Source organism: Aromatoleum toluvorans (genome assembly GCF_012910905.1).
Classification (GTDB): Bacteria; Pseudomonadota; Gammaproteobacteria; order Burkholderiales; family Rhodocyclaceae; genus Aromatoleum; species Aromatoleum toluvorans.
Genome location: NZ_WTVN01000001.1, coordinates 192,858 through 215,595, shown reverse-complemented (window position 1 = coordinate 215,595; position 22,738 = coordinate 192,858). Strand labels below are relative to the sequence as shown.

The following is a 22,738-nucleotide window of genomic DNA, read 5'->3' as shown; positions in this document are numbered from 1 at the left end:
GGGTTCCCACAGACTGCTTGGGTGCAGGCCTTCTCTGGGAGTTCGTTCATGCGTTGTCTGTTGCCGGCGCCATCCGCCCGGCAGCCTGTCAGTCCCTGAAACAGGCAGGAGCCTTCGCTCCGGGACACCTTTTCTCACCCCCGCGGGTCGTCGTCGGCCCGTACCGCCCGATGCAGCCGCGGTTTCCTCACGGAGGCATCATGGCCCTAATCTTCCCGCGCCTGGCGCGTAACTTCATCAAGAACGGTTACTTCCCCACCGACGAAGCGACCTTGGGGCGCATCATCGCCGCCCTGGACATCGCCGGGGACGATCTGCGCATCTTCGATCCCTGCTGTGGCGAGGGATGTGCGTTGCACGCGCTCAAGGGTGCGCTGGTCGAGTGCGGCGCCGCCGTCCAGGCACTCGGCGTGGAGTTCGACGCCGATCGCGCCTGGCATGCCAAGGCCTTGCTGGATGTCGCGATCCACAGCGACGTCCAGGACGTCGTCGTCGGCCCGCGTACGATGGGGTTGCTGTTCCTCAATCCCCCTTACGGTGACGCCGTTGCCGACCGGGCCCACACGGGCGACAGGGCGAAGGCCGAACGTCTGGAAAAGATCTTCTTCCGCAGGTCGATCGCAAGTCTTGCCTACGGCGGCATCCTGGTCCTGATCGTGCCGTACCACGTATTCGATGAGGAGTTCGCGAGCTTGATCGCGCGGAGCTTCGACCGCGTCCGCTTCTTCATGGCACCCGAACAGCATTTCAAGCAGTGTGTCGTATTCGGTGTGCGGCGACGGTCGGCTCGACCCGAGCCGGCGATCGCCGCCATGTTGCGAGCGGCGGGCAAGGGCGATTTCCTGGATCGCGTGCTACCGGAAGCGTGGCCCGAGGAGCCCTATCTCGTTCCCGAAGTGACAACGGGGGAGGCCGTTCGCTTCCATGCCGTGCGGATCGATGCGGCCCAACTCGCCGCCGAGGTGCAACGCCTGTACGCACACAGTCTGTGGCCCCAGTTCGGCATCCATTTCGGTGACGGCAAGGCTGAACACCGGCCACCGTTGCAGGCGATGGGGCGCTGGCATCTCGCCCTCGCTCTGGCGGCAGGCCAGGCGCAAGGCGTGGTCACTTCCGCGAGCGGACGCACCCTCCTCATCAAGGGCGATACCTACAAGGACAAGGTGCGCACCGTTGAACTGAGCGAGAACCCGGACGGCACCGCGAACGAGACCGTCATCCTGACCGACCGCTTCGTGCCCGTCATCCGGGGTATCGACTTCACGCCGGGATCCCGCCTGGGGTCCGTCGTCACCATCCAGTAGCTGCGGGGCGCACGGCCCGGCTTCACGCTTGCCGCGGAGCGCTTCCGCCATCGCTGACCGGGCGCTCATCGGCGCCCAACCATCCTCAGCAACGCGACCCGAAGGAGACGGCCCTTCGGGCGATCTCCTTCTGCTGCCCGCGTAGCCATCCATCAAGTTAGGAGACTTGCCATGAAACACGATCTCATGTGGGTGCTCGTGCGAGAGGTCGATGTGCTGGCCTCGGCCCGAACTCAAGCGCCGCGCCCTGTGCAGAACGACGCTGAGTGGAGAGCCCATTGCACCGACTTTCTGCGCACCAGACTGATGTGTCACGCTGCCGGCCTCGCCACCACGGAGATGATCTGGCCGCTGGCCTGCCGCGCGCAGGACGAACCCGCCGCTTTCTGGGCGATCCTCCAACGGGTGCGAACCGCCTTCAATCACGCGCTCGCGAGCGCCTTGAACCGGTTGTGCGAGCTCCTTCCCGAAGCGGGCGCCGATCAGATGGAGATTCCGGTTGGGGCCGACGGCGACGTCGATTGGCAGGAAGCCCTCTTTCCGATGGCGGCCGCGCTCCTGACCTACCTCGCCGATCGGCTGGTGGAAGGCGCCGATCACATGGATGCCGAGCAGCATTCTCCCTTTCCGGAAGACGCCGTGCATGACGCGCTGACTGACCTGGCGACACTGCTTTCCGACCGGCTGACCGAACAGTCGCCGTTCTTCGATGCCAGCGCCCGTTCGGTCCACATCCCGAACGACTCGGCCCTGAAGGCGGCGCTTGCCGCCGGCGAGCAGTTCGTCCTGGTGCCGGTGCGACGCATCGGCACGTGAGGGCCCTCGCGGCGCCCGCATCCGCACATCTCATCTTCAATCGTGCCCATCGGGTTCTGCCCCCGTTGGGGCGTCCCGACGGGCCTCACGGGAGTCTCATCATGATCATCCGACAGATGAAATTCGACCGGGAATCCGACGCGTGGACGCTGCAGCGCGTTCAAGCCTTGCGGGTGGCACTTTTCACCCGCGGCAACCCGGATCTCCAACAGGATCCCAGCCAACCGCTGCTGGGGATCCCCAACCGTTTCGCACGGGTCACTTCGCTCCAGGACGCACGCCAGCGCGTGCGTTCGTTCATCGACCAGCACGCACTTGGTGCCGGCAACTGGGCAGGGGGCGAGGTGCTCGACGGTTGCGACCAGCAGGTCGCCTATATCAGCTACAACGGCCGCGTGTGGCTGTCCGCCCTACACGAAGCGATGCCTTCAAATTGAAGAATCCTGCGAGCCCTGCGCCACCGGCGCGGGGGCTTTTTCGAGTGCCTGTCACAGAAACACTGGAAAAAGCGATTCGTGCGAATGGCATTACGCGTTGATGGTCGCCGGCTCCACGGAGTCGGCCCATCGCGACTGCGACCTGTCAGCCCCTGAAACAGGTACGGCCTTCGGCCCGGGGTTCTCGTGTTCCATCCACCCGTTCTCTTCAACCCCAGCCGACCGCCGCCTGGCAATCGGCTCACCGTCATGGAGGTCTCCATCATGTTCTCGATCGAGTCTTTCTCGGATCTGTTCGTGGATGCCTGCATCCGCAGCGAGCAGTCCGAACTCCTGCTGCTCTCCCTGTATGGGCGCGACACATCGGTGCTCCAGTTCATGTCGGCATTCTCGGTGCCGCGCGACCAGGGCGGCCTGCTGACTGGCGGACAGGCCAGTTTCACGATTGTGGAATCCGACCAACGTCACACGGCGTACGTCCCCGATCCGGACCGTATCCAGAAGCTGACCGGCCGGTTTCCGGATCGCAACCTCTTCGGCACGCTCACCCATACCTGGCTGTACGACCCGATCCTGGTCCAGCCTGACCGGGCTGGGCGCACGGCCTGGCTGCTGGGCGATGGCGCCGAGATATCGCATTCGCGCCTATGGACGCTCGTCAAAGCGCTCAGCCCTTTGCCGCTCCTGGACCACTGGCAGGGGCCACTGCTGGACGGCCTGGGCGTGCGCCTTTGCACCCCCCTGAGCACGTTCAGGTTCCCGCCCATCGGAAAACTGGGCGGCGTCCGTGTGAACCTCGGCGACCGGTTCGAGGACATCGTGTCGATGGGCGTCAGCGCGGGTGTGCTCTCGCTCGAGCCCGACGCGTTGCCGGCCGATGCCGCGCTGCGTGTAGCGGCGATCGCCAACGACTTGCCGCCAGAGCGGGCTGCAGGAGGGAGCCCTTTGTTCGAACTCGGCAGGGTGGTCATGACGCCGGGTGTCGAGGACCTCCTCGACATGTTTCCGCAACTGATCAACCGGTGCCTGGCTGCTTACACCCGTGGTGACTGGGGCGTGAGTGCCGACCGAGAGCTCAATGACGAGGCGGTGAAATCGGGCGAGGGCCGCATTTTGGCGGCCTATCCGATCGATCCGGCACGACCCAGCCGCGGTTATGGCGAAAACACGGTGTGGGTCATCACCGAAGCGGACCGGAGTGTGACGACGCTGCTCCTACCCGAGGAGTACTGACCGAGTGCTTCGTGGCTGGCACAGCTTCAGCCATTCCAACGTGCTGTCATCAACCCAGGCGGGGACACAAACCCGCGGGGTTGGGTCTCCGCCGTTTTCCAGGAGACCTTCATGCATCTTGCCCAGGCTCAACTCGCTCCGGCCGCCACCCCCCCGGAGCCCGCAAACCTCGCGCTGTCCGATTTCGTCGACGAATTCGGCGACAGCCTCCTCGCGGCCGTCCGTCGGCAAAACCCGCCGATCTACGACGGCAAGCCCGATCCTCATCGGGATGTCCTGATGGATCGCCTCGCTCGCCGGCCGTTTCCGGCCCAACGTGAAGCCGTTCAGGCCTTGACCTGCCTCCTGCTCGACGCCGGCGAACCCGCCGTCGTCCTCAACGCCGAGATGGGTACCGGCAAGACGATCATGGCGATCGCCGCCGGTGCGGTGATGCACGACGCCGGCTACCACCGCACCCTCGTGCTCTCGCCGCCTCACCTAGTCTATAAGTGGCGCCGGGAGATCAAGACGACAACGCCGGACGCCCGCGTGTGGATCCTCAACGGGCCCGATACCCTGCAGAAGCTGCTCGCCCTGCGTGCCATGCGCGCGGCGCCCACTGTGCCGGAATTCTTCGTGCTGGGGCGCGCGCGTATGCGCATGGGCTTTCACTGGCGACCCGCGTTCGTCGTCCGCAAGACGGTCTATCACGACGAATTCGGCGCACGCCATATCGACGCCTACGCGAGCTGCCCCGACTGCGGGGAATGGCTGACCAACAAGGCCGAGGACGGGACCGACATCCCCTTGTCGGTGCCCCGCGCGCGACAGGTGCTCGATGAAAATCGCTGCGCCTGCAGCCGCTGCGGCGCCCGGTTGTGGACCCTGACCCGAAAGGGTAAGCCACAGCGGACGCAGCGCGAGCTGGTGGTCGATGCGCTCCAGCAACTCCCCACCATCGGAGCGAAGACCGCCGAGCGTCTCGTGAGCCGATTCGGCGAAGAGATGCTCGGCGCCATGCTGACGGACAACCTCTACGAGTTCATCAACTTGATGGACGAGGAGGGTGATCTGGTGTTCTCCGACCGGCAGGCTTCGCGAATGGAGCGCGCGATGGCCGCGATGGAGTTCAGCTTCGGGCAGGGCGACTATCAGGCGACCGAGTTCATCAAACGCTACCTGCCGCAATGCTACTTCGGCTTCCTGGTGGTGGACGAAGGGCACGAGTACAAGAACGCCGGCAGCGCGCAGGGCCAGGCCATGGCGGTTCTGGCCAGCAAGTGCACGAAGATCTTGCTGCTGACCGGGACGCTCATGGGCGGCTACGCGGACGATCTCTTCTACCTGCTATGGCGCCTGAATCCTCGGGCGATGATCGATGACGGTTATCGCACGAACGTCCGGGGCAGCCTAGGGCCCGCCGCGATGGCGTTCATGCGGGATCATGGTGTCGTCAAGGACATCTACCGCGAAGTGGGGGCGCATGCCCACCGCACCGCCAAGGGCAAGACGATCAGTCATCGTACTGCGAAGGCACCGGGGTTCGGGCCGAAGGGCATCATTCGCTACGTCTTGCCCTGCACGGTGTTCCTGAAGCTGAAGGACATTGGTGGAAATGTGCTACCGGAATATCGGGAGGTTTTCGAGTCCGTCGACATGACTGATGCGCAATGCGAGGCGTATACGAAGCTCGCGAGCGTGCTCCGGGCCGAGTTGGTTCAGGCGCTGCGCTGTGGCGATGCAACCTTATTGGGCGTGGTCCTGCAGGTACTGCTGGCGTGGCCTGATTGTTGTTTCCGGGACGAGCTCGTGAGGCATCCTCGAAGCCGGGCACAACTTGCGTTCCAGCGAGCCATTTTCGGCGATGGCGAGGTGAGCCCGAAGGAGCGGGCGCTGATTGACCTCTGCCAGCGGGAGAAGGGCAGGGGCCGCAAAGTGCTCGTGTACTCCATTTACACCGGGACGCGGGATACGACGACGCGGCTCCGCGCCCAACTCGAGCAGCAGGGGTTCACGGTGGCCGTGTTGCGCGCGAGCGTGGATGCGGCGAAGCGGGAAGACTGGGTCGCGGATCAGGTGGAGCGCGGTATCGATGTGCTCATCACCAACCCGGAATTGGTTAAGACCGGCCTGGATCTTCTGGATTTTCCGACGATCGCTTACATGCAGTCGGGCTACAACGTCTACACCCTTCAGCAGGCCTCCCGACGCTCTTGGCGAATCGGGCAGAGGCATCCGGTGGATGTGCATTTCTTCGGGTACGCGGACACCGCCCAGATGGTCTGCCTCGCGCTCATGGCCCAAAAGATCGCCGTCGCGCAATCGACGTCGGGCGACATGCCCGACACCGGACTGGACGTCCTCAATCAGTCGGGCGACAGCATCGAGGTCGCGCTGGCAAAGAAGTTGATCGCCTGACGTCCCATCCGGGGCATCTCTGCGGGGGCAGCTCACGCTGCCCCCGCAGGTATTCACGCTTCACGTTCGGATTTCTCTGCTTGTGGTGGGTAAGCCGTGCAGAGTAGGGCGTGCGTGTCCCGGAAGCGGCGCACGGCCTTGCTGACGGACTGGCTCGTCACCGCGCAGGCTTCAGCGGCGGCCTTTACCCTCTTGCCTTCTATGAGCACGAGCCGCGCCGCGGATTGGGCAGACCCCTCTCGCGCGCGGATGAGCTTGGCAATTGCTTCGAATTGTTCTGGTGTCATCGAGCGATTTTCGTCGTGGGAATGGCACCGGTAACTGTTCTAGTCGTCGGCGCTGAATCGCCGATCGCATCATATGGCATGGAATCGTCGCTGCACGGCTGGGTGCGCCGTCGGCACTCTTTGCGGGAAAGATCACTATCTCGACGGGCGGGGTCGTCGGGAAGTGGGCTGGAAGGAAGATGCCCACGGTCCGTACGATCAGGCGGGAGGCCCTGATGGTGACTCAGCCCGACAAACGGCCTCTTACGACACTTGCCTTTAACAGCGCGCGGCCGTCTAGCACCGCAGGTCTAACGGTATGCCGCCGCGCACGGCGGAGTGGTGTTCGGCTGCAGCCGACCATGACATGCTGGTGCTGGCAGCTGCAACAGGCTATGTTGGACGTCATGTTACATTCTTGCAGCTGACATTCGGCGATGTAGTGGTCGACGAGTGCTGATCGGCAAGCGGCCAATGGCGTCATGAGCCACGATCGGTTGGAGAGTAACCCTCAGCCGACACTGGCGAGGAAATCAGCCTGAGCGACTGCCTTCTTTGGCCCCGAGGATGGCACTCCACCAATACAGACGTTTGCAGAACGAGACTTTGAACGGTGGGTATAAGAGCTAAATGGGCGTAAATGGATGGGGTATTGGGTGCTCGGCCAGTTGGCAGTCATGGTATAGCCTGACTTCGTCAATGCCCACATGAAGCGAACAACAGGCTTTTCATTGTACCGGCTGTCTGGTACATTGCTGCTCCATGAAGCACCGTGAAGCGGGACTTAGAGCGGCCACGTTAGACCAACTCAGGCTCCAGTATGCTGAAGACTGAAGGACGCCGCCGTCTGTCTGCCGTGCTACGAGGGGGGCGGACATTGATTACCGTCGACGATGCCGCGCAGGCTCTCGGGGTCGGCCGCAGCGCCGCGGCAAAGGTCCTCGCGCGCTGGCAGCGGCAGGGCTGGATTGCGCGCGTTCAGCGCGGCTTGTATGCCCCCGTACCGCTCGCTTCCACGCCCGGTGATCAGGTTATCGAAGACCCGTGGACACTGATTCCGGAGTTGTTCGGTACCGCCTATGTCGGCGGCGCCAGCGCCGCACATCACTGGGACCTGACCGAGCAACTGTTTCGCAGCGTCTTTGTCTGCACGGCCCAGCCCGTCCGCCGGAAGACGCACATTGTCCATGGCACGACATTCGTCCTCCGGCATGTGGCCAAGGACAAGTTATTCGGCACACGCGTCCTCTGGCGCGGGCGCACGAAGCTTCAGGTGTCCGATCCGCACAGGACCGTCATCGACATGCTCGACGACCCGGCATCGGGCGGAGGTGTCCGCCACGTCGTCGACTGCCTTCAAAGCTATCTGAAGCGACCCGATGCGTCGCCGGAAACGCTTGTTGGCTATGCCGAAAGAATCGGCAACGGCGCGGTGTTCAAGCGCCTGGGTTTCCTCGCGGAGCGTGCCAGCGCGCCGAATGCGCTGATCGCAGCTTGCGCCGAGCGGCTCACCATGGGGAACGCGAAACTCGATCCCGCGCTGCCTTGCCCGCGCCTGATCCGCCGGTGGCGGCTATGGGTTCCGGAAAGCTGGAAACAGGAGGCCGCCGATGATTGATCGGTCGGAGATCCTCGAAGTCGCCACCGATCTCTCGCTCGCGCCCGAGGTCGTCGAGAAGGACTACGTCCTCGCTTGGCTCCTGGCCGGCATCTACCGTAACGAGGAACTGGCCGGCGCCTGGACCTTCAAGGGTGGGACGTGCCTGAAGAAGTGCTATTTCGAGACTTACCGGTTCTCGGAAGACCTGGATTTCACGATCGCTGCGGAAGCGCAGATGAACGACGGCTTCCTCAGGGGCGCTTTCACCCAAGTCGCCGAAGCTCTGTACGACGAGATCGGCCTTGAGATTTCCGTGGACCGGCTGCGTTTTGACGTCTACCGCAACAAGCGCAACGGACTGAGCTGCGAAGGCCGCATCTACTATCGCGGGCCACTCCGCCGTTCGAGCGACCCTGCTCGAGTCAAGCTGGACCTGACGGTCGACGAGGTGCTCGTGCTGCCGCCGGTCGAGCGTCAAGTAGGGCACCCCTACAGCGATATGCCCAAAGGCGGCATCACGGCGCGCTGCTACGCGTATGAGGAAGTCTTCGCCGAGAAAGTGCGCGCCCTCGCGGAGCGCAGCCGGCCGCGCGACCTATACGACGTGATCAACCTGTTCCGAAATGGCGAGTTCCGGCCGGCGGCGCATGCCGTCCTCAATGTCCTGAGAAGCAAGTGCGCGTTCAAGCGCATCGAGGTACCGACCTTCGCGAGTCTGGCCGGCGCCACTGACGAACTGCGTGGCGACTGGCAGGCAATGCTTGGGCATCAACTGCCGATGCTGCCGCCATTCGAAAGCTACTGGGCCGCGCTGCCGGAGTTCTTCGATTGGCTGCAGGGTGGTGCACCAACGGCCGAACCCTCGACCGCGCCGATCGCGGCCGAAGAGATCGTGTTCAGGCCGGCCGTCGGAACGCTACGGCGCCAGGGTCTAGCCGGATCGTCGTATCTCGAGATCATCCGCTTCGCTGCTTCCAATCATCTTTGCGTCGATCTCGGCTACCAACGCAGCATTCGCCGCATCGAGCCGTATTCCTTGCGGCGCACGCAAGTCGGCGACATCCTGCTGTACGCGATCAAGACCGATACCGGCGAGCCGCGCAGCTACCGGCTCGACCGCATCGAGAGCGCGCAGGCGACATCGCAGGCCTTCACGCCGCGTTACGCCGTCGAACTTACTCCGACCGAGACGGGACCGATTCAGCCAGCCGCACGGAGTGCAGGCAGCAGCGTAATCCGTCGCACGCAGCCGATTCGATCCTCTGCCCGTGCGTCCGCCTTCCAGGCGCATGGACCGACGTTCATTTATCAGTGTGGGGTGTGCGGTCGCAAGTTCGAGCGCAAGACGTCCGACTCGACGCTTCGGCCGCACAAGACCGAGCAGGGATGGCCATGTTCAGGAAGAACGGGTTGGCTGGTGGGGACCAGGTACCAATGATGATCGTACGAGGTCATGCTCCGATGCGCCTACGACCCAAAAAGACGCAGGGGGGCTACGCTTGAACGTCTTCGATTTCCGCCAGCACATCGTCAACGAGTACTCGGAGTTCACCCGCAGTTTCACGCGCATCAAGGCCGAAGACATACAGTCGTACGTCACCAAGGCGTACGACTCGCAAAAGTACTGGCCCGAGCCACTCATTCAGGTCAACCCGAATTTCAAGCCGGGCGGGACCGTTCAACAGCTCGTGGAAGCCGGGCAACTACATCCCCAGTGCGCGGAGATTTTTCGCCTGGGCAAGAGTGAGTCATCCGTCGGCGTTCCGTTGCCTCTTCACACTCACCAGCAAGAAGCTATCAGCCTCGCCGCAGCGTGTGAAAGCTATGTGATGACCACCGGCACCGGCTCAGGCAAGTCGCTTTCATACTTCATCCCCATCGTCGATGCTTGTTTGAAGGCGAAGCTGGCCGCCTCGGAGCCGCGGACCCGTGCCATCGTCATCTATCCGATGAACGCACTGGCGAACAGCCAGTTGGAGGAATTGAAGAAATTCCTCGGCAGCGAGCCCGGCAGGCGGCCGGTCACCTTCGGCCGTTACACTGGCCAGGAGGATGACGCAGAACGCGAAGCGATGGCTGCAAATCCGCCCGATATTCTGCTGACCAACTTCATGATGCTCGAACTGCTCATGACGCGGCAGAACGACATCGACAAGGCGGTGATGCGCAATGCCAAAGGGCTGCGCTTCCTCGTTCTGGACGAACTACATACGTATCGCGGGCGCCAGGGGGCCGATGTAGCCTTGCTGGTTCGCCGTGTTCGCGAGGCCCTCGGGGACAAACTGGTGTGCATCGGCACCTCTGCGACGATGGCGACCGATGGCACGGAGATGGAACGCAACGCCGCCGTCGCCAAAGTGGCCACGCGGCTCTTCGGCACCGCCATTCCCAGCCATAACATCGTCACCGAAACCCTGCAGCGCGTGACGCCCGCAGCGGAAACGCTGAAGACCGTCGCCCCAAAGTTGGCCGCTGCGATTGATGCAGGTGTACCGGACCTCCGCTTCGACGAGTTGGCTACGCACCCCGTGTCAGTTTGGGTCGAACTCACGCTGGGCCTGGACTACGAAAGTGGCAAGCCGAGACGGGCGCGACCCAAGACGCTGAAGCAAGCGGCGACCCTCTTGGCTGAGACCTCGGGGCGGCCTGAAGAAGTATGCCGGGGATACCTGGAGCGGTTCCTGCTGAGTGCCTACAGTGTCGCGGATGACGCCGGCAAGCCTCTGTTCGCATTCAAGCTGCACCAGTTTATCTCCGGTGGCGGCAAGGTCTATGCAACCCTCGAGGCCCCTGGGAAACGCGAGATCACCCTCGACGGTCAGCAGTTCGTGGCCGGCGACCGGAGTCGCCACCTCTACAACCTCCATTTCTGCCGTGACTGCGGCCAGGAGTATGTGCCCGTTTGGGACGTCGACGGGCCGGAGGGGCGCGCCTTTGAGCGACGGAGCATTGACGAACGCCAACACGAGGATGATGGCGTGAAGTTCGGCTTTCTAATGCCGGACACCGCAGGCACCTGGAACGAGGCCGAACTTGACCGGTACCCGGAAACTTGGGTCGAGGAGCGCGCTGACAGCGAGTGGCGCATCAAGTCGAGCTACCGTAAGTACGTGCCACAAGCGGCAAGGCTGCGGCCGGATGGAGTCACGACAACCGAAGGCGGGCTGCGCGCTTGGTTTATTCCGGGAAGCTTCCGGTTCTGCCTCGGCTGCGGTACGACACACGCAACCTCGGGGAAGGACTCCTTGCGACTGACATCGCTGTCCGGGGAGGGGCGGAGCTCGGCAACTACGATGCTGACTTTGGCATCGCTGCGCTACCTGTACGAGCAGGACGAACACCTCGGTCCCGAGGCCAAGAAGGTCTTGGGCTTCTCAGACAACCGCCAAGACGCGGCGCTTCAGGCAGGCCATTTCAACGACTTTGTGCAGGTCCTGCTAACGCGTGCGGCGCTGCTGGCGGCCTTCACCAAGGGCGACGGTGAGGCCCTGTCGGAGAAGGAGGTGGCCAATGCCGTGTTCGAGGCACTGGGCTTTGATCGTGATGACCCGGCGGTTCGCGCTGAATATATGCAGCAGCCGGATGTCAAGGGTAATACCCGGCGCCAAGTCAAGGATGCCATGCGGGCAATCCTGGGCTATCGGAGTTTCTTCGACCTACGCCGCGGCTGGCGCTTCAACAACCCCAACCTCGAACAACTCGGGCTCGTCCGCATCACCTATCAGGATATTGGCGACCTCGCGGCAGATGCCGACGAATGGGCCAATGCTCCTCAGGTGCTTCAGGCCGCAACTGCGCAAGAGCGCGCTGCAGTGTTGCGCGTTCTTTTCGAGACCATGCGCCAGGGCTTGTGCATTGCCACGCGCTACCTCGATCGGACTGAGCTCGACCAATTACGCACGCAGAGCTATGCCAACCTTCGTGAGCCCTGGGGATTCACGGAGGATGAGCGACCCGTTCCTGCGCGCTGGTTCGTCACACGCCGACCGAAAGAGGAGGTGGGTCCTCGTGGTCGGAAGCTCAACCTCGACGATTTCCTGGTCATTGGTTCGAGCCGCTCCCGCATCGGGCGCGAACTGAAGAAGCCCAGCACCTGGGGCGGCGGCAACCCGTATGTGGGCCAGATCAAGGACGACACCTACCCGAACGTCATCGATGCACTACTGAAGGCTGCCGAAAGCTACGGTCTCGTTCGCCAAGAAGAAACGGATGTGGGTGTTACAGGCTGGCAGCTGAACGGCGCTGCTCTGCTTTGGACCCCGGGTGACGGCGTCAGTCCGAAGCAATCGAATGACAATCGATTTTTCCGCAACCTGTACCGAAACATCGCGGGAATGCTTGCCAAGCCCGAGCACCAGCTCTTCGATTTCGAGGCGAGGGAGCACACGGCACAAGTCGAGCAAGAAGACCGCCTCGAGCGCGAGGCGCGTTTCCGCTTCACCGACAAGGACCGCAAGGAGTGGCGCGACAAGAAAGGTAGCGAGCTCGAATGGCTGCCCGTCCTGTTTTGCTCGCCGACCATGGAGCTGGGCGTCGACATTTCGTCGCTCAACACCGTTTACATGCGCAACGTGCCGCCTACACCCGCCAACTATGCCCAGCGCAGCGGCCGAGCGGGGCGAGCAGGTCAACCGGCGTTGGCGATCACGTACTGCGCGAGCCAGAGCCCGCACGACCAATACTATTTCCGTGACCCGGTGCGGATGGTCCATGGGCAGGTCAATCCGCCGACACTGGACCTCGCCAATCGCGAACTCGTGCAGAGCCACATGCACGCGATCTGGCTGGCCGAAACCGGCAAGAAGCTCGACAGCAGCATCCGCGGCCTGCTCGACATGAACCACCCGGAGGCCCTGCCCATCCTGGAGGAACTGGCTGCCGACCTGGACAAGCCCGAGGCGAAGAAGCGCGCCCACCAGCGTGGGCTGGCGGTACTGGCTATGCTCAAAGACGAGCTCACCCCGCAGCGCGCACCCTGGTTCAGCGAGGCGTGGCCGGAGACCGTTTTCCAGCGCGCGTACAAGGAGCTTGATGAAGCCCTGAAACGATGGCGGGATCTGTATCGCGCCACGGCGCGGCAGATTGAGCTGAACTTCAAGATCGAGAACAACCCGGCTGCCAGCGAGCGCGAACGCCGGGAAGCGCAGCAGCGTCACAACGAAGCACGCAAGCAGCGCGACCTGCTGCTCGCCGGCGAGAGCGCCTTCAACTCGGACTTCTACACCTACCGCTACCTGGCGAGCCAGGGCTTCCTGCCCGGCTACAACTTCCCGCGCCTTCCCCTGCTGGCCTACATCCCCGCGCGCCGGGGCAACATCGGACGCGAGAGCTTTCTCTCCCGTCCACGCTTCCTGGCGCTGGGTGAGTTCGGTCCGTACAGCCTCATTTATCACGAGGGCAGCCAGTACCGGGTCACCAAAGCGCTACTCACCATCACCAGTCAGGACCAAGTCACCGAGGGCGCCCGCCTGGCCACCGAGGTAGCGCGCCTGTGTCCATCATGCGGCTATGGTCACTTCCGTTCGCAGCGCGATGCCGACCGCTGCTTCTCTTGTGGTGCCTCATTGGCGGCTGCCGAGGAGGTCAAGCACCTTTATCGCATCGAGAACGTCTCCACCAAGCGCGCGGAACGCATCACCGCCAACGAGGAAGAGCGGGTGCGCCAAGGCTACGAAATGCAGACCACCCTGCAATTCGCAGAGTCGGACGGGCGGCTGCAGAAGGTCACCACCGAGGTGCTGGATGCCCAAGGTCCGCTGCTGGAGCTTCAGTACGGCCCGGCGGCCACCGTCTGGCGCATGAACTTCGGCTGGCGCCGCCGCAAGGACAAAAAGGTGCTGGGGTTCATGATGAACCCGGTTACCGGCCACTGGGTCGGCGGGGTCGATGATGCGGGCGAGGACAACGGAGACGACACGCCGCCGGACAAGACGCCGCCGCAGCGCATCGTTCCCTACGTCGAAGACCGCCGCAACATCCTCATCATCCGGCCCCACCACGGCCTGGGCGAGCTGTCAGCACCCACGCTGACCACGCTGCAGTACGCGCTCAAGCGCGGCATTGAGTCCGTGTACCAGCTCGAAGAAAGCGAGCTGATGGCCGAACCTTTGCCGACGCGAGACAACCGGCAATCCATCCTGTTTTATGAGGCCGCAGAGGGCGGTGCCGGCGTCCTGACCCGCCTCGCGACCGAGCCCAGCGCGCTGGCGGCCGTGGCCGCCGAGGCGCTTGAAATCATGCACTTCAAGTTGCCGGCCGAAGGACAGCCGTGGGTCAAGGCTGCGCTCGACGAGGAGTTGGACGACGACAATCAGCCCATCTGCGAAGCGGGCTGCTACAAATGCCTGCTCTCCTACTACAACCAACCCGATCACCCGCTCATCGACCGCCAGGACGAGGAGGCCGGTGGCCTGGTGCTCGAGATGCTATGCCGCCTCACGCAGTCCGAAGCCGAGCTCGGCACTCACGGGCGGGCGCCCGAGCAGCACAGCGCCGAGCTGGCGCGTACGGCAGGCAGCTCGCTGGAGCAAGCCTGGCTGGCTTATGTCGAGCAGCATGGCCACCGCAAGCCCGACCGCGGGCAGCACACCATCGCTTCGGCGCAGACCAGCGCCGACTTCTTCTACGACGAATACCAGCTGGCAGTCTTCATCGACGGTCCTCACCATGAAGCCGCGGGTCAGAACGCCAAGGACGAGGCCATCACCCGGCGCCTTGAGGAGCAAGGCTACCTGGTGGTTCGCTTCTCGCGGATCACCAGCGAATGGCCCGCTGTCTTCGCCGCCCACGCCGACCTGTTTGGTGCCAGCAAGAACGAATAACCCATGAATACACCGATCCCCGAGTTCTATCCGGGCAGCCTGGTCTCGGCCCGTGGCCGTGAATGGATTGTCCTTCCCGAGTCCGACCAGGACACCCTGCGCTTGCGTCCACTGGGTGGTGGCGAAAAGGACGAATCGCTCATCTACCTGCCACTAGAGCGACAGCCTGTTCGGCCAGCCACGTTCCCGTGGCCACGTGTCGGCCAGGCGCGCAACCACGCCGCCAGCCAACTGCTGCTCGATGCGTTGCAACTCAAGCTGCGTAATGGGGCTGGACCATTTCGCAGCTTCGGCAACATCGCGGTCGAGCCGCGCGCTTACCAGCTCGTACCGATGCTGATGGCACTCAAGCAGGCGACGGTCCGCCTGCTGATTGCCGACGATGTGGGCGTCGGCAAGACAATCGAGGCAGCCCTGATCGCGCGCGAGATGTTGGACCGGGGCGAAGTCCAGCGCATGACGGTGCTGTGCCCGCCGCACCTGTGCGAGCAGTGGCAGCGCGAACTCGCCGAGCGCTTCCACATCCACGCGATGGTGGTCCGCACCGCGACCGCCGCCCGACTGGAAAAAGACCTGCCCCCCGGCACCTCGGTCTTCGACGCCCATCCGTTCACCGTGGTCAGCCTCGATTACATCAAGTCCGAGCGGCGTCGCGAAGCCTTTCAGCGCTTCTGTCCGGAATTCGTCATCGTCGACGAGGCGCATACCTGCACCCAAGGCGGACAGGGGCGGCAGCAGCGTTACCAGTTGCTCAAGGGGTTGGCCGAGAACGAGGAACGCCACCTGGTACTGCTGACGGCCACGCCCCACAGCGGCGACGAAAGCGCCTTCTACAACCTGTTGGGTCTGCTTCGGTCGGAATTCCCCGCCCTCAAGGACCTGCCGCCCGGCGCGCGGACGGACCTGCGCGACGAGTTGTCCCGTCACTTCGTGCAGCGTCGCCGGCCGGATATTGCCGAGTGGCAGGACACCTCGATGTTCCCGGATCGCAAGACCACCGAAGTCACCTACCGGCTCACGGGGGCCTGGGGCCAGCTCTTCAACGATGTGCTGGTCTATGCCCGGGAGCTGGTGGAGCGGGCCGAAGGCAAGGCGTTGCGCGAACAGCGCATGAACTGGTGGGCGGCCCTGGCGCTGCTACGTTGCATCTCGTCATCGCCGGCCGCAGCCGTTAACGCGCTGCGCACACGCTTGAACGGTGCAGTCGGAGCGGAGGACGGCCGCGAGCTCACGCTGGAGGACATCGACCAGCAAGGCGAGGAGCGGGTGCTCGACGGCCTCGACGATGCGCTTTCCACCGACGACATCGAGCCGGCCGCTCAGACCGAAGACACCGCCCGCCTGCGAGAACTCATCGCCGCCGCCGAGCGCCTGGCCGGCCCGGGCAACGACCCCAAGCTCGAGAAGCTGCAAGCGCACCTCCAAAGCTTGCTCAAGGAGGGTTTCCTGCCAGTTGTCTTCTGCCGCTACATCGCCACCGCCCATTACCTCGCCGACTTTCTGCGCACCAAGTTCAAGGACGTCACCATCAAGGCCGTCACCGGCGAATTCACGCCCGGCGAACGCGAGGCGGCCGTCGAGGAGCTGGGGGACAGCGACAAGCGCATCCTGGTGGCCACCGATTGCTTGTCCGAGGGCATCAACCTCCAGAGCCTGTTCACCGCCGTTGTGCATTACGACCTGAGCTGGAATCCGACACGTCACGAACAACGAGACGGTCGAGTCGACCGCTTCGGGCAGAAGGCCCGCGAGGTGCGCAGCACCATGCTCTACGGCGAGGATAACCCGGTCGACGGCGCGGTGCTGCAAGTCATCCTGCGCAAGGCAGAGAGTATCCGCAAGGAACTGGGCGTGCTGGTGCCCATGCCCGACGACGAGGGCAAACTCACCCAGGCACTGCTCAACGCGGTGCTGCTGCGCAAGGGCAACGCGCTCAACGCGCAATCGCAACTGGAGTTGTTTGGCGCTCCGGCGAAGGAAATCGAAACGGCCTGGCAAAGCGCCCGCGAGAAAGCGGCCAGGAACCGCTCCATCTTTGCCCAGCGCCGCCTGAAGCCTGAAGACGTACTGCCGGAGTGGCGCAAGTCGGCCGCCGTGTTGGGCGGCGAAGACGACGTCGCCCGATTCGTCACACGGGCGGTGGCAAAGCTTGGCGTGTCCCTGGAAGACTACCGAGGCCACCACAAGCTAAACCTTGATCAGCTCCCGCTGGCCGTGCGTGAACGCCTTGCCGCCGACAGCTTCATCGGCACATTGCGCGTCAGCTTCTACCAACCGCCTGCGCCGGGCTCGCTCTTCATCCATCGCACCCATCCCATCGTTGCTGCGCTGGCTGACACGCTGCTTGAGCGCGCACTGGAGGAGGCCGCCGACGCCAGCGACGCCGATGCCGTGGCGCGTGCGGGTGCCGCCTTCGTTGGCAACGTCAGCCTCAGGACGACCGTCCTGCTCTTGCGCCTGCGCCATCAGCTCTCCGTGACCCGTGGTACTGCGACGCGCCTGATGCTGTGCGAAGAGACCGTTGCCGTGACCGTCGCCGGCTCGGGGAGTCCGGAAGTGTTGGCGCCCGATGCTGCCCGATTGCTGCTGGGGACCGAGGCGGTGCGAAACATGCCGCCGCCCATCCGGGACCGGCACCTGCAGCAAGCGCTCGATCAACTCCCCGCTTGGACAGCGCAATTGGAGGCCATGGCGAAGGAACGCGCCCAGGCCTTGCTCCAGGACCATCGGCGCGTACGTGAGGCAGCCGAGGCCAAGGGTTCGTACCAGGTGACCGCCAGCCTGCCGGTGGACGTCGTGGGCGTCTACGTGCTCATTCCTGCGGTGGGGGTCTGAGCCATGGCCCGTCGCAATGCAACACAGCTTGCCTACCAGGCCATCCGCATCGAGGGCGGCCTCATCCCCGCCGACGAACTGTCGCGCCTGACCACGCTGCAGGCACCCGAACAGACCGAACAAACCGAGATCCATTACGGCACGCCCAAAGGCCTGAAGCTGCGCGACGAGATCGCGCGCTACTGGAAGATTGCCCAGAACCTGTGGGCCGATCTCCAGCCTCTGCGCCAGCGGCAGGATGTGAATGCCCACGACGTCACGGTGCGCGAGTTTCTCGTGCCACTGCTGCGCGACGTCTTGGGCTTCACCGACCTCGCGCATGGCGCCAGCGTTGCCGCGTCGGGGCACACCTACAACATCGGGTGCTCAGCTCGCGACGGGCGACTGCCGCTCATCCTGGCCGCCCATGATCAGCGGCTGGACGAGGCATCCGAGCGATTCGGCGAGCACAGCCCCGAGACCGGGCGCATTCGCCGCCGCTCGCCATTCATGCTGGCGCAGGAAGCGCTCAATGCCTCCGACCACTCGCTGTGGGCCATCGTCAGCAACGGCCTGACACTGCGCATTCTGCGCGACAACCCGAGCTTGACGCGCCCGGCGTACGTCGAGGTCGACCTGGAAGCGCTCTTCACCGAGGAGCTCTACGCCGACTTCACAGCTTTCTGGCTGCTGGCTCATGCCAGCCGCTTCGGCCAAGCCGGCGCAGAGCCGGGTGATTGCTCCTGGGAGCGGTGGCGCGGCGCCGGGCAGGAAGCCGGCGTGCGCGCTCGGGACCGCCTGCGCGATGGCGTCGCCGAAGCCTTGCGTGCCCTGGGCACGGGCTTCATCAGTCACAGGGATAACGAAGCGCTGCGTAATGCGCTGCAGGGGCGCGATGGTGTCGAGCCGCTCTCGAAACAGGCCTTCTTCGAGGAACTGCTGCGCCTGGTCTACCGGCTTATCTTCCTCGCCACGGTCGAGGACCGGGGCGACAGCTCGACGGGACTGCCTCTGGTCTTCGCACCGGACACCGACAAGACGGTTCGCGAGCGCTACCTCAACGGATACTCGCTCACGATGCAGCGCTCGCGCGCCGCCCGCCGCGGCGCGCACGATACCCATCACGACTTGTGGCAGGCGCTGTCGATTACCTTCGACGGACTGTCACGCGGCGAGCCCGCCCTTGGTCTGCCCGCCCTCGGCGGCCTGTTCGACGCCGACCAGTGCCTGCATCTGACAAATGCCGACATCGAGAACCGCTGGCTGCTCTCAGCCGTCTTCCAACTGGGCTACTTCCGCGAGCCCACTGGGCTGACACGGGTGAATTACCGTGACATGGGGCCGGAGGAGTTGGGTAGCGTTTACGAGAGTCTGCTGGAGTTGGTGCCGGACATCCAGAATCTGTCGCAGCCCCACGCGGCGCGCCTGGCTTTTGTGGGCGACCCTGGCGATGGCGCCGAGGTGGTTTCGGTCCAGGGCGCGGCAGACAAAGCTTCCACCAAGGGCAATACCCGCAAGCTGACCGGCTCGTACTACACCCCGGACAGCCTGGTGCAGGAACTCATCAAGTCCGCATTGGACCCGGTCATCGAGCAGACGCTGCGCGCCAATCCCGAGCGGCCGGTCGAAGCGCTCCTTGACCTCAGCATTTGCGACCCGGCTTGCGGCTCGGGGCACTTCCTGCTGGCAGGCGCCCGCCGCCTGGCCGACGAGGTGGCCAAACTGCGCGCACCAGGTGGAGCGCCTACTCAGGCAGATTACCGACATGCGCTACGCGATGTCGTCAGTCGCTGCATCTTCGGTATCGACAAGAACCCCATGGCCATTGCGCTGGCCAAGACCGCCCTTTGGCTCGAGGCCTACACGCCCGATTTGCCGCTTTCCTTCCTGGACCACCACCTGCAGTGCGGCGATGCGCTGCTCGGCGTGCTCGACCCCAAAGTGCTCGAGAGCGGTATCCCGGACGAAGCCTTCGCTGTCCTGTCGGGCGATGACAAAGCCACGGCTTCGGCACTGAAGAAGCAGAACAAGGCCGACCTCAAGAGCTGGAAGTCCATCGCCGCAGGGGACCTGTTTACCAATGCCGGTTTCGCGATCAAGGCGGATAGAGTTGAGCACCTTGCCGACGACAGCATCGCGGGCATCGCCGCCAAGCGCGAAGCCTGGGCGCAAGCCTCGTCACTGGCACAGCAAAGCGTGCTTGCCAGACTGGCCGACACTTACGTGTCAGCCTTTCTCGCCCCCAAGCTGCCCGCCGATGCACCTCGCATCCCCCTGTCTGGCTACCTCTGGGGGCTGTTCACCGGACAGGCGGCGAAGCCGGAGGTCGATGGCGCGGCCCGCGCGATTTGCATGAGTCATGGGGTCTTCCACTGGTGGCTTGCCTTTCCGCAGGTGGCGGCCAAAGGCGGCTTCTCGGTGATGCTGGGAAACCCGCCGTGGGAACGGATCAAGCTGCAGGAGGAGGAGTTCTTCGCCAGCCGCAGCCCGCTGGTGGCCATGGCCAAGAACAAGGCCGAGCGCGGGAAACGGATCGAGTTGCTGCGCCAGGGCATGCTGCTGCACACGCTGTACCCGGACGTCGAAGCGTCCGAGGGGCTGTCTCCGCCGAACCGAGCGGAGATGCGGCTGTATGAGGAATTCATCTCTGCGCGCCGTGGTGCGGAAGCAGCAAGCCTTTTTGCACATGACAGCCGGCGCTTCCCGCTCACCGGTGTGGGAGATGTCAACACCTACGCCTTGTTCGCAGAAACCTTCCTGCAAGCCACGGCGTGCCACGGGCGTGCTGGCTTTATCGTTCCGACTGGCATTGCCACCGACGATTCCACCAAGGCCTACTTCGAGCACCTGGCCGTTGGTGGACACCTGTGCTCCATGCTCTGTCTGGAAAACGAGGAGTTCGTCTTTCCTTCGGTGCATCATGCGTTCCGATTTGCGCTCTTGACCTTGGGCGGCAGTCCCTCGACCGAGCCCGCGACACTCGTGTTCTTCGCGCGTCAGCCCACCCAGATCCACGACAACGCCCGTCGCTTTACGCTCACTCCGGCGGAGTTTTCGCTCATTAACCCAAATACGCGCACCTGTCCCATCTTCCGTAGTGAGCGCGATGCCGAACTGACCAAGAAGCTTTACCGGGCTGCGCCCGTGCTCATCGAGGAAGAGGTCACGGATGCCGATGGCAATTTGCTCAAGCCCGAGGTGAATCCGTGGGGACTAAAGATCCGACAAGGTCTCTTTCACCTCACCAATGACATCAACGACGGCGTAGTGATTGATGGCCTACCGGTAGGTCTTCGTGGAAGGCCGCAGGCCGTTTATGAGGGGAAACAAATCCATCAATATGACCACCGCTGGGCAACTTACGTCGATGCCGACGGGAAGCCAGTCGAGGTTGAAACAGTGGACGTCACGGTGGCCCAGAAGGCCGATCCTGCGTTCTCGGTGCGCCCGCGCTACTGGGTCGATGAGCGCGAGGTGCTGGCCCGCATCGCCCACGTGCCTTCGCGCGTAGCCAAGTCTTGGCTGGCATTGCATGGCGCCGCCCCCTCGTTCTCGACATCCGTGGCCGACGATGCGTTGGCCGACCTGCTGCGGGCTCTGGCGACCTGGGTGGCCGGCGAGCTCTTCGGCCGCGCCGCCGGCCTGCCTGAGGAGGGCGGGTGGCCGCAACAGCGTGTCTTACCGCACGTCGCGCCGATCGAGGCGCAACTGAAGGCGCGCTTTTCCCAGCTGTCGCAGGCGCTACTGGACACTGGTCTGACGACAAAGAAGGCACTCGTCGAGTTCCCGAAATGGGCCGCGCAGAACCAGGACGTGCACTTATCCGACGCGGAACTGCTGGAACTCGCCACCGCCTTGAAGACGGCCAACCTGGCACCAGCGCTGCTGACGCTGTTGGATGCCTGGATGGACGCCCGAAGTCCGCGGTGGCTAATGGGCTGGCGGGACATTACCGGAGTGGAGAAGGTGCGGACAGTCATCGCATCGATCATGCCGAGAGTCGGCATCGCGTACACCGTACGCGTAGCCACAAAGCTCGACGCAGAACCCAAGTATGCAGCCTGTCTCTTGGCGGAGTTCAACTCCCTGATTTTCGATTTTGCCGCACGCCAGGCATTAGGGGGAACGCACCTCTCAGACTATGTGTTGAAGCAGCTTCCGGTGCTCCCGCCTGAACGCTACATGCCACAAGCCCTCGACTTCATTGTCCCCCGCGTCCTCGAGCTCACCTATACCGCCGACGACCTGCGCGCCTGGGCCGAAGCCCTTGGCCACCGCGGCGCTCCGTTCCCCTGGAACCCGGAACGCCGCGCCAAACTGCGCGCCGAGTTGGACGCCTACTATGCCCGCCTCTATGGTCTGAACCGCGTCGAACTGCGCTACATCCTCGATCCCGCTGACGTGATGGGGGCCGACTACCCCTCCGAGACCTTCCGCGTACTCAAGGAAGGCGAAGTCCGCGCCTTCGGCGAGTACCGCACGCGGCGGCTGGTGCTCGATGCCTGGGACCGATTGGAGTCTGGTGAACTGGCGGACCGAGAAGCCCCCTCTCATGACAGAGGGCTTGTCTATGGCGACCACGGAGTGATTCGCGACGAGGCCGAAGCGGAACTGGCGGGGCTGGTGTCGGCCCTCCTGGTGGAGCATCGGGATGGCATGTCCATCGCGGACATTCAGGTCATCGTGGCACACGCCACAACTGCCGGTTACGCCGAGATCCACTTGGACGCCAAGGACGCCTTGCGCCTGGATGCTCTCGCAAAGGACGCGGGCGCGTTGATGTTGCCCTCTGCCCTTCAGTTGATCCCCTCGTTCGTCCACCGCCTGGAGACTTGCGGCGCCGTTCGTCGAGTACGCAAGGGCGACACGTTTGTCTATGGGACCGGCGCGAGCCCGCTACCTCCGGATGTACGGACCCGTCCCGAGCACGCAGAGTTGGCGAAACTGATGTTGGAGTTGGACGCCCGACGTCGACTGGCCCTGCGCGAAGAAAGCGCGCCGGGCAGTGAGGCGCAGCGCGGGCGAGGCGCTGCCTGAAGGACGCGTG

At 64.0% G+C, this 22,738-nt stretch carries 11 protein-coding genes; 10 read left to right on the top strand and 1 reads right to left on the bottom strand.

Features of this window, described 5'->3' with window-relative positions:
• The first annotated feature begins 200 nt into the window (after positions 1-200).
• The 5 genes from GPA22_RS00915 to GPA22_RS00895 all read left to right on the top strand — a co-directional run bounded on the left by GPA22_RS00915 (position 201) and on the right by GPA22_RS00895 (position 6,190).
• Positions 201-1,304, top strand: coding sequence for a DUF6094 domain-containing protein (locus GPA22_RS00915; protein ID WP_169254209.1), 1,104 nt, complete (start codon positions 201-203; stop codon positions 1,302-1,304).
• Between the two features lie 171 nt (positions 1,305-1,475).
• Positions 1,476-2,120 (top strand): hypothetical protein, encoded by a 645-nt coding sequence (locus GPA22_RS00910; protein ID WP_169254208.1) that lies wholly within the window; start codon positions 1,476-1,478, stop codon positions 2,118-2,120.
• 101 nt (positions 2,121-2,221) lie between these two features.
• Positions 2,222-2,557 carry a hypothetical protein gene (locus GPA22_RS00905; RefSeq protein ID WP_169254207.1) on the top strand — a complete coding sequence of 112 codons (336 nt, stop codon included), beginning with the start codon at positions 2,222-2,224 and terminating at the stop codon, positions 2,555-2,557.
• Positions 2,558-2,821: 264 nt separating this feature from the next.
• Entirely contained in the window at positions 2,822-3,790 is a 969-nt protein-coding gene (locus GPA22_RS22580) for a hypothetical protein (RefSeq protein ID WP_211168861.1), read from the top strand.
• Positions 3,791-3,901: 111 nt separating this feature from the next.
• Positions 3,902-6,190 carry a DEAD/DEAH box helicase family protein gene (locus GPA22_RS00895; RefSeq protein ID WP_169254206.1) on the top strand — a complete coding sequence of 763 codons (2,289 nt, stop codon included), beginning with the start codon at positions 3,902-3,904 and terminating at the stop codon, positions 6,188-6,190.
• A gap of 53 nt (positions 6,191-6,243) precedes the next feature.
• Here the strand turns inward: GPA22_RS00895 and GPA22_RS00890 are convergent, their stop codons facing one another.
• Entirely contained in the window at positions 6,244-6,477 is a 234-nt protein-coding gene (locus GPA22_RS00890; protein WP_169254205.1) for a TrfB-related DNA-binding protein, read from the bottom strand.
• Positions 6,478-7,276: 799 nt separating this feature from the next.
• On the opposite strand from GPA22_RS00890, the gene GPA22_RS00885 reads away from it, so the two are divergent.
• From GPA22_RS00885 to GPA22_RS00865, 5 genes are all read left to right on the top strand, one after another.
• Positions 7,277-8,074, top strand: a complete 798-nt coding sequence (locus GPA22_RS00885) for a type IV toxin-antitoxin system AbiEi family antitoxin domain-containing protein (RefSeq protein ID WP_169254204.1) — start codon at positions 7,277-7,279, stop codon at positions 8,072-8,074.
• Positions 8,067-9,494 (top strand): nucleotidyl transferase AbiEii/AbiGii toxin family protein, encoded by a 1,428-nt coding sequence (locus GPA22_RS00880; RefSeq protein ID WP_169254203.1) that lies wholly within the window; start codon positions 8,067-8,069, stop codon positions 9,492-9,494. Before GPA22_RS00885 ends, GPA22_RS00880 begins: the two co-directional genes overlap by 8 nt.
• 61 nt (positions 9,495-9,555) lie before the next feature.
• The gene (locus GPA22_RS00875; protein ID WP_169254202.1) at positions 9,556-14,877 is read left to right on the top strand and encodes a DEAD/DEAH box helicase; all 5,322 of its coding nucleotides are present in this window, start codon (positions 9,556-9,558) and stop codon (positions 14,875-14,877) included.
• Between the two features lie 3 nt (positions 14,878-14,880).
• The gene (locus GPA22_RS00870; protein WP_169254201.1) at positions 14,881-17,712 is read left to right on the top strand and encodes a helicase-related protein; all 2,832 of its coding nucleotides are present in this window, start codon (positions 14,881-14,883) and stop codon (positions 17,710-17,712) included.
• Between the two features lie 3 nt (positions 17,713-17,715).
• Positions 17,716-22,728, top strand: a complete 5,013-nt coding sequence (locus tag GPA22_RS00865) for an N-6 DNA methylase (protein WP_169254200.1) — start codon at positions 17,716-17,718, stop codon at positions 22,726-22,728.
• The last annotated feature ends 10 nt before the right edge of the window (positions 22,729-22,738 follow it).